The organism is Arthrobacter sp. YD4 (genome assembly GCF_030410515.1).
GTDB lineage: Bacteria > Actinomycetota > Actinomycetes > Actinomycetales > Micrococcaceae > Arthrobacter.
On sequence record NZ_JAUHHD010000002.1, the window covers coordinates 11,415 to 25,534 of the forward strand.

The 14,120-nt window shown below is 69.8% G+C and carries 16 protein-coding genes and 1 tRNA gene; 7 read left to right on the forward strand and 10 right to left on the reverse strand.

Annotated elements, in window-relative coordinates:
- The first annotated feature begins 199 nt into the window (after positions 1 to 199).
- Positions 200 to 1,357 carry an MFS transporter gene (locus QWJ39_RS04390; RefSeq protein ID WP_290256509.1) on the forward strand — a complete coding sequence of 386 codons (1,158 nt, stop codon included), beginning with the start codon at positions 200 to 202 and terminating at the stop codon, positions 1,355 to 1,357.
- Here the strand turns inward: QWJ39_RS04390 and QWJ39_RS04395 are convergent.
- Entirely contained in the window at positions 1,317 to 1,790 is a 474-nt protein-coding gene (locus QWJ39_RS04395) for a DUF2231 domain-containing protein (RefSeq protein ID WP_290256510.1), read from the reverse strand. The two genes, QWJ39_RS04390 and QWJ39_RS04395, sit on opposite strands and share 41 nt — an antisense overlap.
- 72 nt (positions 1,791 to 1,862) lie before the next feature.
- On the opposite strand from QWJ39_RS04395, the gene QWJ39_RS04400 reads away from it, so the two are divergent.
- Positions 1,863 to 2,864: a hypothetical protein gene (locus tag QWJ39_RS04400; RefSeq protein WP_290256511.1), complete on the forward strand. Its 1,002-nt coding sequence runs from the start codon at positions 1,863 to 1,865 to the stop codon at positions 2,862 to 2,864.
- Positions 2,865 to 2,902: 38 nt separating this feature from the next.
- Positions 2,903 to 3,097 carry a hypothetical protein gene (locus QWJ39_RS04405; RefSeq protein WP_290256512.1) on the forward strand — a complete coding sequence of 65 codons (195 nt, stop codon included), beginning with the start codon at positions 2,903 to 2,905 and terminating at the stop codon, positions 3,095 to 3,097.
- 120 nt (positions 3,098 to 3,217) lie between these two features.
- Here the strand turns inward: QWJ39_RS04405 and QWJ39_RS04410 are convergent, their stop codons facing one another.
- The 7 genes from QWJ39_RS04410 to QWJ39_RS04440 all read right to left on the reverse strand — a co-directional run bounded on the left by QWJ39_RS04410 (position 3,218) and on the right by QWJ39_RS04440 (position 9,766).
- Positions 3,218 to 4,063, reverse strand: a complete 846-nt coding sequence (locus QWJ39_RS04410) for an aldo/keto reductase (protein ID WP_290256513.1) — start codon at positions 4,061 to 4,063, stop codon at positions 3,218 to 3,220.
- Between the two features lie 113 nt (positions 4,064 to 4,176).
- Positions 4,177 to 4,623 (reverse strand): hypothetical protein, encoded by a 447-nt coding sequence (locus QWJ39_RS04415; RefSeq protein ID WP_290256514.1) that lies wholly within the window; start codon positions 4,621 to 4,623, stop codon positions 4,177 to 4,179.
- Between the two features lie 6 nt (positions 4,624 to 4,629).
- Positions 4,630 to 5,277 (reverse strand): bacterial proteasome activator family protein, encoded by a 648-nt coding sequence (locus QWJ39_RS04420; protein ID WP_290256515.1) that lies wholly within the window; start codon positions 5,275 to 5,277, stop codon positions 4,630 to 4,632.
- A 189-nt stretch (positions 5,278 to 5,466) separates the two neighbouring features.
- Positions 5,467 to 5,658 (reverse strand): YbdD/YjiX family protein, encoded by a 192-nt coding sequence (locus QWJ39_RS04425; protein ID WP_290256516.1) that lies wholly within the window; start codon positions 5,656 to 5,658, stop codon positions 5,467 to 5,469.
- 11 nt (positions 5,659 to 5,669) lie between these two features.
- Positions 5,670 to 7,970, reverse strand: a complete 2,301-nt coding sequence (locus QWJ39_RS04430; RefSeq protein WP_290256517.1) for a carbon starvation CstA family protein — start codon at positions 7,968 to 7,970, stop codon at positions 5,670 to 5,672.
- Positions 7,971 to 8,117: 147 nt separating this feature from the next.
- A complete protein-coding gene (locus QWJ39_RS04435; protein WP_290256518.1) occupies positions 8,118 to 8,651 on the reverse strand; it encodes a PadR family transcriptional regulator in 534 nt (177 codons plus the stop codon).
- A gap of 131 nt (positions 8,652 to 8,782) precedes the next feature.
- Positions 8,783 to 9,766 (reverse strand): NAD(P)H-quinone oxidoreductase, encoded by a 984-nt coding sequence (locus QWJ39_RS04440; RefSeq protein WP_290256519.1) that lies wholly within the window; start codon positions 9,764 to 9,766, stop codon positions 8,783 to 8,785.
- Between the two features lie 153 nt (positions 9,767 to 9,919).
- Between QWJ39_RS04440 and QWJ39_RS04445 the strand changes: the two genes are divergently transcribed.
- Both QWJ39_RS04445 and QWJ39_RS04450 read left to right on the forward strand, forming a co-directional pair.
- A tRNA-Ser gene (locus QWJ39_RS04445) sits at positions 9,920 to 10,007 on the forward strand.
- A 244-nt stretch (positions 10,008 to 10,251) separates the two neighbouring features.
- A complete protein-coding gene (locus tag QWJ39_RS04450; RefSeq protein ID WP_290256520.1) occupies positions 10,252 to 10,962 on the forward strand; it encodes an EAL domain-containing protein in 711 nt (236 codons plus the stop codon).
- A 152-nt stretch (positions 10,963 to 11,114) separates the two neighbouring features.
- Here the strand turns inward: QWJ39_RS04450 and QWJ39_RS04455 are convergent, their stop codons facing one another.
- Positions 11,115 to 11,372, reverse strand: a complete 258-nt coding sequence (locus QWJ39_RS04455) for a hypothetical protein (RefSeq protein ID WP_290256521.1) — start codon at positions 11,370 to 11,372, stop codon at positions 11,115 to 11,117.
- A gap of 209 nt (positions 11,373 to 11,581) precedes the next feature.
- Here QWJ39_RS04455 and QWJ39_RS04460 point away from each other — a divergent pair, with 209 nt between their 5' ends.
- Positions 11,582 to 12,295 (forward strand): TetR/AcrR family transcriptional regulator C-terminal domain-containing protein, encoded by a 714-nt coding sequence (locus QWJ39_RS04460; RefSeq protein ID WP_290256522.1) that lies wholly within the window; start codon positions 11,582 to 11,584, stop codon positions 12,293 to 12,295.
- Here the strand turns inward: QWJ39_RS04460 and QWJ39_RS04465 are convergent.
- Complete coding sequence (locus QWJ39_RS04465; RefSeq protein WP_290256523.1) at positions 12,231 to 12,917, reverse strand: PAS and ANTAR domain-containing protein; 687 nt, start codon at positions 12,915 to 12,917, stop codon at positions 12,231 to 12,233. The two genes, QWJ39_RS04460 and QWJ39_RS04465, sit on opposite strands and share 65 nt — an antisense overlap.
- Positions 12,918 to 13,509: 592 nt before the next feature.
- Here QWJ39_RS04465 and QWJ39_RS04470 point away from each other — a divergent pair.
- Positions 13,510 to 14,058: a TspO/MBR family protein gene (locus QWJ39_RS04470; RefSeq protein ID WP_290256524.1), complete on the forward strand. Its 549-nt coding sequence runs from the start codon at positions 13,510 to 13,512 to the stop codon at positions 14,056 to 14,058.
- The last annotated feature ends 62 nt before the right edge of the window (positions 14,059 to 14,120 follow it).

Below are 14,120 nucleotides of genomic sequence, written 5' to 3' on the forward strand. Positions count from 1 at the left end.
CCGGCACCTGTAAGGCCGGCCGCGCCGCCCGGAAGGCCTTGTAGCAGGGCTCCCGATGGGCGATTCTGATGCCATGGAAGGCTCAGCACCGGAGCCGCCGGCCCCTCAACCGGCCGTCGCACGCGGGACACATCCGAGGCCGGAGAACCGGGCACCGGGAGGCAGCCGCGCACACCGGGGGAACCGCGCCTGGGGCACCGTGGCGGCCTTCGGCCTGGTCAGCCTGATCACCGACCTGGTGTCCGACGGCGCCCGTTCCCTCGCCGGACCCCTGCTCGGCCAGCTCGGTGCGACGGCGCTGGTGGTGGGGCTGGTCACCGGCGGCGCGGAGGCGGCGGCGCAGGGACTACGGGTGATGTTCGGTCCCTGGGCGGACCGCACCCGGCGGTACTGGAGCTTCACCGTGGCCGGGTATGCCATGACCGTGGTGAGCGTGCCGCTGCTGGCGGTAACCCCGGGCCTGGGAGCGGCGGGGCTGGCCGCGGCCTCGGCGCTCATCATCGCGGACCGGGTGGGCAAGGCCGTCCGCAGCCCGGCCAAGACGGTGCTGCTGGCCGCCGCGGCGGCGGACGTGGGCCGCGGGCGGGGGTTCGCCGCCCACAAGGCCCTGGATTTGGTCGGGGCCTTGCTGGGTCCGGTGCTGGTCGCCGCGGTTTTGGCCGCGACGGGTCTCCTGCAGGCCGCGTTCGCGGTCCTGGCCGTCCCCGCAGGGGTGGCCCTGGCGCTCCTGGTCTGGCTCCGCCGGCGGGTACCCGGCCCGGGGGCCGGCCCCGGCGGCGCGGCGGCGCCGTCGTTGTTCTCCCCGGTCTTCCTGCGCTTCGCCGTGGGCGCCTTCTTCTGGAGCGCCGGGCTGGTGGCGTTCGGCGTGATTTCCTTCCACCTCAGCACGGCAGTCAATGTCCCGGTGGCCGTGGTGCCGTTGCTCTACGCCGCCGCCATGGGCGCCGCGGCGCTCGGCGCGCTGGCCAGCGGATACCTCTACGACCGCGCCGGCGGGGCGGTGCTGCTGGTGCTGCCCGTGCTCGTCGCGTTGGTACCCGTCCTGGCCCTTTCGCCTGCCGCCGGGCCGGCGCTGGCGGGCGTGGCGGTCTGGGGCGCCGCGACCGGAATCCAGGACTCCACGGTCAAGGCGCTGGTCGCAGACATCGTCCCCGAGGCGCGGCAGGGTTCGGCGTACGGGGTGTTTGCCGCCTTCGAGGGGGCCGGTGCGCTGGCGGGCGGGGCGCTGTACGGAGCGCTCTATCCGTTCCGCCCGGCGCTCATGGCGACCGTCGCCGCGCTTCAGGCCGTGGCGCTGGTGCTGTTGCTGGCGGCGGTCAGCGGGACCAGACGGACACCGCGCCCGAGTGACCGGTGACGATGGTCTGGTAGATGAAGAACACGCCGGCCAAGGCACCCGCGACGAGGAGGATGATCCGGACCGTGCGGTTTTCCCGCAGGCTGCCCAGGAACGCGAAGCGGCGGCCGATCGGTTCGTAGCTGACCACGATCATCGCGGCGACGAACACGAAGAAGATCACCGAGACGTACTTCAACACATCGCCCTGTTCGGCGTGTTCGCGGATCAACTTGGTCGCGGGCCGGGCCTTCTCCAGCTGCTCACCGGCCTGCGCGGTCACCAGGGACACCGGCACCAGCAACAGCGAGAGCACGGCCAGCGGCCAGGCCAGGAGCCGCCGCCAGCGCGGGGCGACGGCGTACACGATCGCCGCGACGCCGGCGATGGGGCCGAGGACGACGACGGCGTGGACAAGGAGGATGTGGGCCGGCAGGCCGGCAATCTCAATCACGTGGGGGCTCTCCTACGGTGAACGTGCGCTGCGCGCCCCCGGCGATCGGGCCGGAGCTCCTATGATTCTTGCATGTCAACGGACCAGCTGGCGGGCATCGCAGCGCAGCTCTACGGCACGGCGTTCGACGGGTTTGTCCCGGCGCGGGCCGAGGCCGCGAAGGAGCTGCTGGCTGCGTCGGCGCCCACCCCGGAGACCCGCGCCCTGGCGGCGGAGGTCCGGACGCTACCCAAGCCCTCGGCCAGCGCCTGGGCGGTGAACATGCTGGCACGCCGGCGGCCCGAGCTGCTCGCCGGCCTGGCGGAGCTGGGGACCGCGATGCGCCGGGCGCAGGACAGCCTCGACGCCGCCGCGCTGCGCAGCCTGGGACGGGAGCGCCGGACCCAGCTGGCGGCCGCCGTCGACGCCGCCAGGGAGGCCGCCGCCCAGCAGGGCCGCGCCATCAGTGGCGCCATCGCGACGGAAATCGAGGAGACGCTGCGGGCGGCGACGGCGGACCGGGGCGCGGCCGACGCGGTGTGCAGCGGACGGCTGTTGCGCGCCCTGAGCGCGGACGGCGTCGACGTAGTGGACCTCGACGGCGCCGTGGCCGTCCCCGGAGCGCCCGGTCCCGTGACCGGGCTGAAAGCCGGCCCGGAGGGAGCAGCAAAGGGGCCCCCGCCTGCTGGGAAAAAGGCGGAGGGCGCCGGGGCAAAGGCCGGGGCCGAGGAACGGACTGAACCCCGGTTGCGCGCGGTGGGACAACGGCGGCCACCCGGACCCAGCGCGCTGGAGCGTGCCCAGGCCGCGCTCAAGGAGGCGTCCGGGGCTGCCCGCGGCAGCCGCGGGGAGGAACACCGCACGGCCGCGGCCCAGAAGGAGGCGACCGAGCAGGCAGAGGCCTTGGCCGCTGAGGTGACGCGGCTGGCCAAGGAACTCGCGGCGGCGGAAGAACGCCTGCGGGAGGCCCGAAGGCAACGGGAGTCCGCGCTCACGGCGGCCCGCCAGGCCGGCCGTGCCGCGGACAGGGACCGCCGGCGGGAGGGCCTGGCCCGGGAGCGCGTCCTGCGGTTGGGCGACACACCGGCCGACTAACCGCTTGAGTGTCAGAGGCCGGCTGCAGACTTAATTCCATGGAACAGCAACAGGCATCAGCAGCCGAATACTGGGAAGTCACCTATCTGGACGGCGACTGCGGACGGATCCGCACCGAGTCCTTTGATGACGCCGCATCCGCCGAGCGTTTCGCCTGCCGCCAGGTCCGGGACGAGGACGGCTGGGCGGTCATCGACGTCGTGCGCCCGACGGCGGCCCGCGCCGCCGCCTAAGCCCGCCGCTCAGGCCCCGGCCGATCAGCGCGCACCGGGCACGGCAAAGGCCCCCGCAGTCGTGACGTGGTCACGCCTGCAGGGGCCTTGCGAGGCGGTGGGCTCCGCCGGCTTCGCGGCTTAGGCGAAGTCGGACACGGCCGGGTCGGGGCCGATCCGGCCGGCACCCTCGGCGGTGCGGTCCAGGCCGTTGATGGCCTTGATGTCCGTCTCGTCCAGGGTGACGTCCAGGGCCGCGTAGTTCTCCCGGATCCGGGACTCGGTGACGGACTTGGGGATCACGACGTTGCCGATGGCCAGGTGCCAGGCGATGACCACCTGGGCCGGGGTGGCATCGTGCTTGGCGGCGATCTCCTTGATGACAGCGCTCTCCAGCAGCTCTCCGCCCTGGCCCAGCGGCGACCAGGCCTGGGTGAGGATGCCGTTGGCGGCCCCGAACTCGCGCAGGTCAGCCTGGTTGAAGAACGGGTGCAACTCGATCTGGTGGATGGCCGGGACCACGCCGGTCGCGTCGATAAGTTCCTGCAGGCCTTCCTTGGAGAAGTTGGAGACGCCGATCGACTTCACGCGGCCCTGCTTCTGGAGCTCGATGAGCGCCTTCCAGGTGTCCACGTACTTCTGCTGCTTGGGCTGCATCCAGTGGATCAGGTACAGGTCCAGGGTTTCCAGGCCCAGGCGCTCCATGGATTCCTCGAACGCCTTCAGGGTGGATTCGTAGCCCTGGTCCGAGTTCCACAGCTTGGTGGTGATGAAGATTTCCTCCGGCTTCAGGCCGGAGCTGGCGATCGCGCGGCCGACGCCGGCCTCGTTTCCGTAGATCTTGGCGGTGTCGATGTGGCGGAAGCCGGCCTCGAAGGCCTGGCCTACGACCTTTTCCGCGACGTCGTCCTCGACCTGCCACACTCCGTAACCGAGCTGAGGGATGGTGTTGCCGTCATTGAAAGTCAGTTCAGGTGAAGAAGTCATTGTTGTATCCTGCCAAGCCCGCGGCCCGGACACCAGCGTTCCGGGCGCCGCTAAGCTAGCCGCTTAACCCGGAATATCCGCACGCCCTGCGGTGGCGTGGGCGGCGGGCCACGTCAGGAGGCTGCGGCGAGCTGCCGTTCGGCGTCTTCAACGTGTTCAACGACGTTCTCGGCACGCCGGCGCACCGACGCCGCGCCCACCGGGACCGGGCCCACGGCCAGGCGCAGCATCGCGGCCGCCTCCGCCGTCATGGCCAGCGAGTTCCCCGCCGTCGACAGTGCCCGGTGTACCGCGGCGAGGTTTCCCGGAATGTCCAGGCCCTCGCTGGGCGAGCGGCGCTGGGCCTCCGTGCAGACCGCGCGGACCCGGACGGCGAGGTCGGAGAGTTCGTTGGCGATCTCGACGAGTTCCGCGTACAGCGTCTCGTCCTCGACGCCTTCGAGCACCTGGTGGTAGCGGTCCAGGCCGCGGACGAAGCGGTCGTGGGCGCGCCGCCAGAGGCCCTTGCCGAGTTCGGCGTCGTCCTTGCGGCCCTGCCGTGCGGCGCTGAAGAATCCCATGGCTCCCTAGAGGTACTGGCCCGGGCCGTGGTCCGGGTCCGCTGGCTGGGCCGGATCCGCGCCCGGCCGCGGCTCCGCTGCCCGCTGCGGTTCGCCGTTCTCGCCGATGATGACGCCGGGTGCGATCATGGTGCCGGGCGGCAGCTGGCGCAGCTGCATCTGCGCGGCGGCGTGTTCGCGGGCGGCGTGCTGGGCGGCGATGGCCGTCTGGATGCCGTGGAAGAGCCCCTCCAGCCAGCCGACCAGCTGGGCCTGGGCGATGCGCAGCTCCGCGTCGGAGGGTGCCCCGTTCTCGCCGAAGGGCAGGTGGATCCGTTCCAGTTCCTGGACCAGTTCGGGGGCAAGCCCGTCCTCAAGCTCACGGATGGAGCGTTCGTGGATTTCGGCGAGCCTGACCCGGGCGGCGTCGTCCAGCGGGGCGGACTTCACCTCGTCCAGCAGCTGCTTCAGCATGGTCCCGATCCGCATGACCTTCGCCGGCTCGTCCACCAGGTCCTGGACGTGGCTGCCCCGCGGCCGGCCGGGTGCGGCCGCCTCGGGGGTCTGGCTGCCGGACGCCCCGTCCGGAAGGGTGGTCTCTGGTGTGCCCGCGGGGGTGGCGATGCCCTCAACGGGGGTGTCCTCGCCGGGCTGTGCGTCGGTCGGCTCGCTCATGGCTTCATACTCTCACGCGGATCCGGACTCGGTAGGGCTTCATGACGCCGGGGCACGTCACGCGTTCGCCCACAGCCGCCCGCCGCCGGACGATGCCGGAAGATGCGCCGGGACGACGCCCGGACACGCAAAAGCGCCGCCGGGGAACGCAGGGTTCCCCGGCGGCGCCGTCGTGGATCAGGCCTGGGCCTAGCAGCACCGGCCCTGCGGGTTGGTGTCCTGGCGGTCCGTGTGGTCCCGCCAGAATTCCCGCTCGGTGAGCGGGGGCCCGGCGTGCCCGGAGTCCCGGTGGTGTTCCAGGTATTTGCGGTACGCGTCGGCCCCGAGGACGCCGCTGAAGAAGCCGGCGAAGCCGCGCAGGCCCGTGAGGAGCGCATTCATGGTCGGCTCCGTCAGTGCCGCGCGGAGTGTTCGAGCCGGCGGTCGGCGGGCAGCTTGTCCCACTCGGCCTGCAGCTCCCGCTCCGCCGGGGTGGGGAAGACGCCCGCGGGGGCGAAGACGCGCGACGGCTGCGCGGGGTCCTCGTACTCGACGTTGGCGATGCCCTTGGCGGCGTTGCGGTAGGCCTTCACGGCGGCGATCACGGCGGTGATGATGACGATGATGCTCAGCACCACGAAGATCACCGAAAGCCAGCCCTGGATCATGGTGTTGCGGACCACGGCTTCCATGGCCGCCGTCGTCTTCGCCGTCCCGAAGGAGGTTTTGCCGTCGGCGAGGGCCTTGGCGAACGCCGCGTTCTGGGCGAAGTATCCCACCGCCGGGACCGGGGAGAAGATCTTGTAGAAGCTGGCGGTGATGGTCACGACGGCCGCGAAGGCCAGCGGGAGTGCCACGATCCACAGGTACTTGAATGTCCCGCGCTTGGCGACAATGGCCAGCACGACGGCGAGGGCGATCGCGGCGAGCAGCTGGTTGGCGATGCCGAACAGCGGGAACAGCGTGTTGATGCCGCCCAGCGGGTCGGTGACACCCATCAGCAGCACGGCGCCCCAGGCCAGCACCATGACGGCGGTGGTCAGCCACGCACCGGGCCGCCAGGAGTGGTCCTTGAACTTCGGCACGAAGTTGCCGATCGAGTCCTGCAGCATGAAGCGGGCCACGCGGGTGCCGGCGTCGACGGCGGTGAGGATGAACAGCGCCTCGAACATGATGGCGAAGTGGTACCAGAACGCCATCATGGCGGTGCCGCCGATGAACTGCTGCATGATGTGGGCCAGGCCGACGGCCAGCGTCGGGGCGCCGCCGGAGCGGGAGATGATGCTCTGCTCCCCCACGTCCTTGGCGGTCTGGGCGAGTACGTCGGGGGTGATGTTGACCCCGGCCAGGCCGAGGCTGTTGACCCACTGCGCGGCCGTTTCCACGGTGCCGCCGGTCAGCGCCGTCGGGGCGTTCATGGCGAAGTAGATGCCGCGGTCGATCGAGATGGCCGCAACCAGCGCCATGATCGCGACGAAGGATTCCATCAGCATGCCGCCGTAGCCGATCAGGCGGGTCTGGCGTTCCTTTTCGATCAGCTTGGGCGTGGTGCCGGAGGAGATCAGGGCGTGGAAGCCGGAGAGGGCACCGCAGGCGATGGTGACGAACAGGAACGGGAACACGGCGCCGGAGAAGACCGGGCCGTTATCGCGGGAGGCGAATTCGCTGAAGGCCGGGACGGTGATTTCGGGCCGGACCACGATGATGGCCAGGGCCAGCATCACAATCACGCCGATCTTCATGAAGGTGGAGAGGTAGTCACGAGGGGCCAGCAGCAGCCACACGGGCAGGATCGCGGCGATGAAGCCGTAGATGATCAGGCCCCAGGCGATGGTGACCTTGTCCAGGTGGAAGAACGCCGCGCCCCATTCGGTGCCGGCGACGGCGCCGCCGCCGATGATGGCGGCCATCAGGAGCACGAAGCCGATGATGGAGACTTCCATGACCTTGCCGGGCCGGAGGTAGCGCAGGTAGACGCCCATGAACAGGGCGATCGGGATGGTCATGCCGACGGAGAAGACACCCCAGGGGCTCTCGCCGAGGGCGTTGACGACGACGAGCGCCAGGATCGCGACGATGATGATCATGATCAGCAGCGTGGCGATCAGGGCCGCGGTGCCGCCGATGACGCCGAGTTCCTCGCGGGCCATCTGACCGAGGGACCGGCCGCCTCGGCGCATGGAGAAGAAGAGGACCAGATAGTCCTGGACGGCGCCGGCCAGGACGACGCCGATGATGATCCAGATGGTGCCGGGCAGGTAGCCCATCTGCGCGGCGATGACCGGGCCGACGAGCGGGCCGGCGCCGGCGATGGCGGCGAAGTGGTGGCCAAAGAGGACATTGCGGTCCGTGCGGACGTAATCCTTGCCGTCGGCCTTGTATTCGGCCGGGGTGGCGCGGCGGTCATTGGGCCTGGTGATGTACCGCTCGATGACCTTCGAGTAGAAGCGGTACCCGATCAGGTAGGTGCAGACGGAGGCGAACACGAACCAGATCGCGTTGACCGTTTCGCCGCGGATGATCGCCAGCATGAACCAGGCGACGCCGCCCAGCAGGGCGATGGCGGCCCAGAGGGCAATCTTCCCCGGGGTCCACTTTCGTTCTTCCGCCTCGCGGACGGTCTCGTCGACGGCCGTCGGTGGCAGCCCCGGCACCGGCGTGATGCCGTCCTCGGGATCAGCGGTCTGTGGCCTGCCAGCTGGCATGGTGCCCATGTCTCCTCCTTGAGAAACCCATCGGACAGGCCAATGGTCAGACCTGCCCCATGGCACCTTACCAACGTGGCGCACCTCACGGGTCCGGGCAGCGACGCCGCGCCGCACCGATCGCCGGACGGTAAGGACGCCGCGCCCAACGGCGGCTCAGGCGGGGCCGGTGAGCTGCATCAGGCGGGCCTCGCAGAGGTCCAGCCAGCGCACCTCGGCCTCCGTCTGGAAGATCAGTGAGTCGAGCACCAGCAGGCGGGCGGTGTCAGTAAGCCGCGGTTGGGCGGCCGCGTCGCGGCGGGCCCTGGTGTATTCCTGGAGCGCCCGGATGGACACGGCCCGCTGGGTCTGGATGATTCCGCCGACGTCGGCTCCCGGGAGCGTCAGGGCGAGGGCAAGTTTGATGGCCAGCTCGTTCCGCGGCGGGTTGCTGCGCCCCACCGGGGTCCGCAGCCAGGTCCGTACCTCATCGGCGCCCGCCGGAGTGAGGCTGTAGAGAATGTGGCCGGCGCCGTCGTCGCCGTCCCGGGAGATCATGCCGTCGCGGTCGAGGCGGTCGAGGGTGGTGTAGACCTGCCCGATGTTCAGCGGCCAGGCGGAGCCGGTGCGTTCGTGGAATTCCGTCCGCAGCTGGTAGCCGTAGCGGGGGCGGTCCTGCAGCAGCGCGAGCAGGCTGTGGCGGATAGACATGGTGTATCCGACGCTAGCAGGGCGACGGGATACACGCGCCCCAAGACGCGTGTATACCGTGCATGGAATTACAGTATCGTGATTCGTCCGCCGCCGCGTGCCGTGCTATGCCCGGAACGGCATGTTTCCGCTCACATGACCAGCAGGATCTTGCCCATGTGCTCTCCGGAGTCGAAGTAGCGGTGGGCTTCCCGGACCTGGTCCAGCGGGAAGGTCTTGGCCACCAGCGTCCGGACCTGCCCGTCCACCACGAGCGGCCACACGGCATCGCGGACCGCGTCCATGATGACGGTCTTTTCCTCCACCGGCCGGGGCCGAAGCGAGGTGGCGATGATCGCGGCGCGCTTGCGCAGCAACTGCCCCAGGTCCAGTTCCGCAGTGGTGCCGCCTTGTAGCCCGATCACCACCAGCCGGCCGTAGTCCGCCAGTGCCTCGATGTTCTTCGAGAGGTACTTGGCCCCGACGACGTCGAGGATCACGTCCGCCCCGTGGCCGCCGTTCTGCGCCTTGAGGCTCGCCGGGAAGTCCTCCTCGGCATAGTTGATCGCGATGTCGGCGCCCAGGAAGGCCTTGGCGGTTCCCACCTTCTCGTCTGTGCCCGCGGTGGTGGCAACGTGCGCCCCGAGCGCCTTGGCCAGTTGGATGGCCATGGTTCCGATGCCGCCGGTGGCGCCGTGAATCAGGACGGTCTCGCCGGCGCGCAGCTGGGCGGTCATGACGAGGTTGGAGTACACGGTGGCCGCTACCTCGGGCAGGGACGCGGCGGTGACCAGGTCGACGCCGTCGGGGATGCGCAGCACCTGGCCGGCCGGCACAGCGACCTGCTCGGCGTAGCCGCCGCCCGCCAGCAGCGCCACCACCTTGTCACCCTGGGAGAAGGGCTTGGTGACGCCGGGGCCGAAGCCCGCGATCCGGCCCGAGACCTCCAGCCCGGGTATCTCCGAGGCACCCGGGGGCGGCGGGTAGAACCCGCGGCGCTGCTGAACATCCGCCCGGTTCAGCCCGGCGGCCACGACGTCGATGAGGACCTCACCGGGGCCAGGCACCGGCGCGGGTACCTCCCGCACCTCCAGGACCTCCGGTCCGCCGGGCTCTGAGATATAGACAGCCTTCATGGAGTTCTCCGCTTCTTCACCGATGTCTTGCCTGCCCGCCGGCCACGGCCAGCCGTACGTGCGCTTCCCCCAGCCTAGGACGCGGCGGGGACACCGGCGACGACCATCAGGACTTTTGTGGCCGTCCGCCGACTATGAAAGACTACGCGGGAGGGAAGGTTGTCCGAGCGGCCGAAGGAGCTGGTCTTGAAAACCAGTGTGCGGTAACCCCGTACCAAGAGTTCGAATCTCTTACCTTCCGCGGGATGCGCCCTAAGGCGCGCCAAGAGGCCGGTGGCCGCAGCTGAGAGGCTGCGGGCACCGGCTTTTCCCGTACCGGGGCGAGGTTTGGGCGTGTTTGGACGTCTCCGACACGGAAAAATGCGGACGGCCGGTTTCGGGGCGCGCACGGGCGCTGGACCTACGGTGGAGCTAAGCCACGAAAGGACGCCCCTATGACCTGCGACGGCTGCAGCACTGCCTCGAAACTCGACTTCGATTTCAGCATGGCTTTTCAGCCCATTTACGACGCCGTCGCCGGCCGGGTATGGGGCTATGAGGCACTGGTGCGCGGGCTCGCCGGTGAGGGTGCCTACTCGGTTCTATCCCGGGTCTCCCCCGAACAGAAGTACCGCTTTGACCAGGACTGCCGGGTCAAGGCCATCGAGCTGGCGTCCCGCCTGTTCCCGGCGGACGAGCCCCTGATGCTCTCGATCAACTTCATGCCGAACGCCGTCTACGAGCCGGCCGCCTGCCTCCGCGCCACCCTGTCCGCGGCCCGGCGGAACAACTTCCCGACGTCGGCCATCATGTTCGAGTTCACGGAGAACGAAGAGGTCGCCGACACCGCGCATCTGCAGAACATCATCACCGAATACCGCAAGCACGGCTTCACCACCGCCATCGACGACTTCGGCGCCGGGCACGCCGGCCTGGGTCTGCTGGTGGACTTCCAGCCGGACCTGCTCAAGATCGACATGAAGCTGCTGCGCGACGTGGACACCAGCCCGGCGCGGCAGGCCGTGGTGGACGGGATCGTCGCCATCGCCGCGAAACTCGACATCACCGTATTGGCCGAAGGCATCGAAACGGAGGCCGAATACCTGATGCTGAAGGCGGCCGGCATCCGCCTCTTCCAGGGATACTGGTTCGCCAAGCCCGCCTTCGAGGAACTGCCCGCAGTCCGCGAACTGCAGGGAGTTCCCGCCGTCGCATAAGTGCACCGGAGCGCCGTAGGGCGATACCGCCCGTCGGCGGACCGGCCGGTACGCGCGAAAGAGGGCCGCGGGCCCGGCCATTCGGCCGGACCCGCGGCCCTCTTCTTCTACTGCTCTGTCTCTACCGTCTGCTCGATCGGGCAGCTGGTGCCTTAGATCAGCCCGGGGTAGGTGGACATGATGTAGTCCGCGGCTGCCGGGCCCTTGATGCGGAGCGGCGTTCGGCCGGGACGAATGCGTTTCTGCTTCATCGCCGCCCAGAAGGCGTCTTCGGGCTTCGGAACGGACTGGGTCAGGAAGCACCAGCTGGTGTAGACGCCGTAAAGGCAGTCGCGGCCAATGCCGACCGTTGCGGCGTTGTCAGAAGTGGTTGCTTCGAGGAGGAACTGGTCAAACTGCGAATCTGCCATTGTTGGCTCATTTCCGCTGGGGTGCTGTGGTGCCGCCGAGGGCTGCAGCGGCTGAACCGGGCTGCCGTGCACGGGGCGCCCGGGTGAAAGGCGTCAACCTCTCTACACTGTAGACGGTACGCGTAGACTGGGGTCGAAGCAAGCCTGCCGGGTTAAGCACCGGGGACCGATGTGGCCCCCGGCTTCCCGCTCCTCTCGATCGGATCGCCATGACCCCCGCGGAACATACCGCCCCGCCGTCGACCTCCGCCCCTAAGCCGAGGCTGAGCCGGGAACTGGTCCTCACCACGGCCCTCCGGCTGGTGGACGAGGAGGGTCTGGACGCCCTCACCATGCGGCGCCTGGGCCACGCGTTGGGCCGCGACCCCATGAGCCTGTACCGCTACGCGGAGAACCGGGCGGCCCTGCTGGACGGGGTGACCGAGCTGGTATTCGACGAGCTGGAGGCAGTCCCCGAGACGGAGGACTGGCAGTTGCACCTGCGGCGCATCGCCCACAGCCTCCGCGACGTAGCACTGCGCCACCCCAATGTGGTGCCCCTGCTGGTGACCCGGCCGCTGTCCACCCCGCTGGGTCTTCGCCCGCCGGGCACGCTCCGGCCGCTGGAATTGATCCTGTCCCTGCTGGTGAGGGCCGGTTTTGCCGCGAGCGATGCCCTGCACGTCTACCGCGCATATTACGGCTACCTCTACGGCCACATCCTCAACGAGCTGCAGGAGTTCGTGGTGGATCCGGAGGAAAGTGAGGCGCTGCTACGGCTGGGCCTTCACCAGCTTCCGGCGCGGGAGTTCACCCACCTCCGGGCCCTGGCTGACGTGCTGATCGACTACGACGGCAAGGCGGAACTGGACGAGGGCCTCACGATCCTGCTGTCGGGCCTGGCCGCCCGCCTCTCGCCACAGGAGCCGACGCCCGCCGCCTGAGCTCGTCGATCATCGCCCCGAGCGCCGGCGCCTCGGCCGAATTGTCCGCCAGGGCCACCAGCGCCTGGGCAACCCCGGCAAGTTTGACGTTCCGGTTGTTGCTGAAGGACGTGAGCAGCCTGAACGCCTCGTCGGAACCGACGCCCAGCCGGCCCATCAGGATTCCCTCCGCCTTGGCGATGGTCCCCCTGGTCGCCATGGCGCGGCGCACGGCGTCGCGCGCGGTAAGTTCGGTCTCCCACTGGATGGTGGACGTGAGGTCCAGCATGACGCCCGAGACGCTGGCCAGCCGTCCGGCGTCGTCGAGCACGGCCTCCCCGGCCGTCAGGACCCGGTGTTCGTGGGATCGGGCGTCGATGATGCGGTGGTAGATGGCCACGTGGCCGCCGTGCGCGAAGAGTTCCGCGCTGATCGCCTCGATCCGGGGCAGGTCCCCCGGGTGCTTGTGTGCCAAGGTCAGGGCCAAGGTGGGCACAACCTCGCCGCGCTTGTAGCCGTGGATGGCGTACAGCTCATCGGACCAGGCCATGCACCGGGTGGCCCCGTCCATCACAAAGGTTCCGGCCGGCAGAATCGAGGCGTTCACCCCGCTGGCATAGGCGGGGCCGGGAGTTTCGGTCATAGCCTTCCTCCTTCTCGTCGCATGCCGCGAATCCGCAATGCGCAGCCGGCGCGACAGCCTGCCCGGGGAGGGTGTGTGGCCCGCCCCCAATAACTGCGGGCCACACTCCGCTCTCCTCCACCGGCCTTCGGCGGGTCATTTGACTTGCAATGCGCCCCGGGATATGCTTTCGACCAGCGCCCCGATGCATCCCCCAATAGCATCGGGGCGCACCCATATCCGAAACACGCCCGACGCCGGGCGGACGGCGCGGCAGGTCCGGGGAATTCCAGTGAGGGGTCAGGGGCCGTGACGGCACCTGACGCTGGCGAAAGAGGGGCGGACGACGGCGGCCCGCGGCGAGTTTAGGCGCATCAGGCAGACCCTCCCGTCATTGGGTAGCGGCCGCCTGCATGACCTCTCACACCATAACAAAATGGACCGCCCAGCCCAAAGGTTTAAAACGGATCTTTGAGCTCCCGACGGCGGTACCGCCCGGAGCTGCGGGAGAGCCGGCCGGGGCCACGCCGGTCGTCCCGCGCCCTCCCTTTGACCGTCGTCGCGGCGGCGTTAGTCTGGTCCCACGCCGCCAGCAACGGAACGAGGAACCGCAATGAAAGCGCTCACCCTGGTGTGGACCGCCGCCGCCACCGCGGCAACTGCCGCCCTGGGCGGGCTGGCCACGGACCCGGAAAGCCGCTGGTACACGACGCTCCGGAAGCCCGAGTGGCAGCCTCCCACCCTGGCGTTCCCGATCGTCTGGACCGCGCTCTACGCCGACATCGCGGTGACCTCCGCCGTCGCCCTCGACAGCGACGGCCCGGCCGGCGCGCACGGCAACGAGGCCACGGCGGGCGCGGCCCGGACGTCCGGCGCACCCACAGCCGTGGAGCGGCAGAAGGCAATCCGCGCCTACCGCGCCGCCCTGGCCGCCAACCTCGCACTGAACGCCGGGTGGAGCTGGCTCTTCTGGCGCTCCCGGAAGCCTTGGCTGGCCGCGGCCGAGGCCGGGGTACTGGCGCTCAGCAGCGCGGACCTCGCCCGACGCACTTACGCGCTCAACCGCACCGCCGGCGTCGCCCTGGTCCCTTACCCGCTCTGGTGCGGCTTCGCCACGGTCCTGTCCGCCGCGATCGCCCGCCTGAATTCCGGCCGGCACTGACCTCCCCCTCACCAGCACTGACCGCCCGAACCCCCGATGAGGACTGACCGCCCGGGACCCCG

What these genes read in the sequence shown, in the direction of transcription:
- QWJ39_RS04470 (WP_290256524.1), top strand. Translation starts at nt 13,510, where the DNA reads ATGAAAGCGCTCACCCTGGTGTGGACCGCCGCCGCCACCGCGGCAACT.
- QWJ39_RS04420 (WP_290256515.1), bottom strand. Translation starts at nt 5,277, where the DNA reads ATGAGCGAGCCGACCGACGCACAGCCCGGCGAGGACACCCCCGTTGAG.
- QWJ39_RS04460 (WP_290256522.1), top strand. Translation starts at nt 11,582, where the DNA reads ATGACCCCCGCGGAACATACCGCCCCGCCGTCGACCTCCGCCCCTAAG.
- QWJ39_RS04415 (WP_290256514.1), bottom strand. Translation starts at nt 4,623, where the DNA reads ATGGGATTCTTCAGCGCCGCACGGCAGGGCCGCAAGGACGACGCCGAA.
- QWJ39_RS04405 (WP_290256512.1), top strand. Translation starts at nt 2,903, where the DNA reads ATGGAACAGCAACAGGCATCAGCAGCCGAATACTGGGAAGTCACCTAT.
- QWJ39_RS04455 (WP_290256521.1), bottom strand. Translation starts at nt 11,372, where the DNA reads ATGGCAGATTCGCAGTTTGACCAGTTCCTCCTCGAAGCAACCACTTCT.
- QWJ39_RS04450 (WP_290256520.1), top strand. Translation starts at nt 10,252, where the DNA reads ATGGCTTTTCAGCCCATTTACGACGCCGTCGCCGGCCGGGTATGGGGC.
- QWJ39_RS04400 (WP_290256511.1), top strand. Translation starts at nt 1,863, where the DNA reads ATGTCAACGGACCAGCTGGCGGGCATCGCAGCGCAGCTCTACGGCACG.
- QWJ39_RS04435 (WP_290256518.1), bottom strand. Translation starts at nt 8,651, where the DNA reads ATGTCTATCCGCCACAGCCTGCTCGCGCTGCTGCAGGACCGCCCCCGC.
- QWJ39_RS04440 (WP_290256519.1), bottom strand. Translation starts at nt 9,766, where the DNA reads ATGAAGGCTGTCTATATCTCAGAGCCCGGCGGACCGGAGGTCCTGGAG.
- QWJ39_RS04465 (WP_290256523.1), bottom strand. Translation starts at nt 12,917, where the DNA reads ATGACCGAAACTCCCGGCCCCGCCTATGCCAGCGGGGTGAACGCCTCG.
- QWJ39_RS04425 (WP_290256516.1), bottom strand. Translation starts at nt 5,658, where the DNA reads ATGAATGCGCTCCTCACGGGCCTGCGCGGCTTCGCCGGCTTCTTCAGC.
- QWJ39_RS04410 (WP_290256513.1), bottom strand. Translation starts at nt 4,063, where the DNA reads ATGACTTCTTCACCTGAACTGACTTTCAATGACGGCAACACCATCCCT.
- QWJ39_RS04430 (WP_290256517.1), bottom strand. Translation starts at nt 7,970, where the DNA reads ATGGGCACCATGCCAGCTGGCAGGCCACAGACCGCTGATCCCGAGGAC.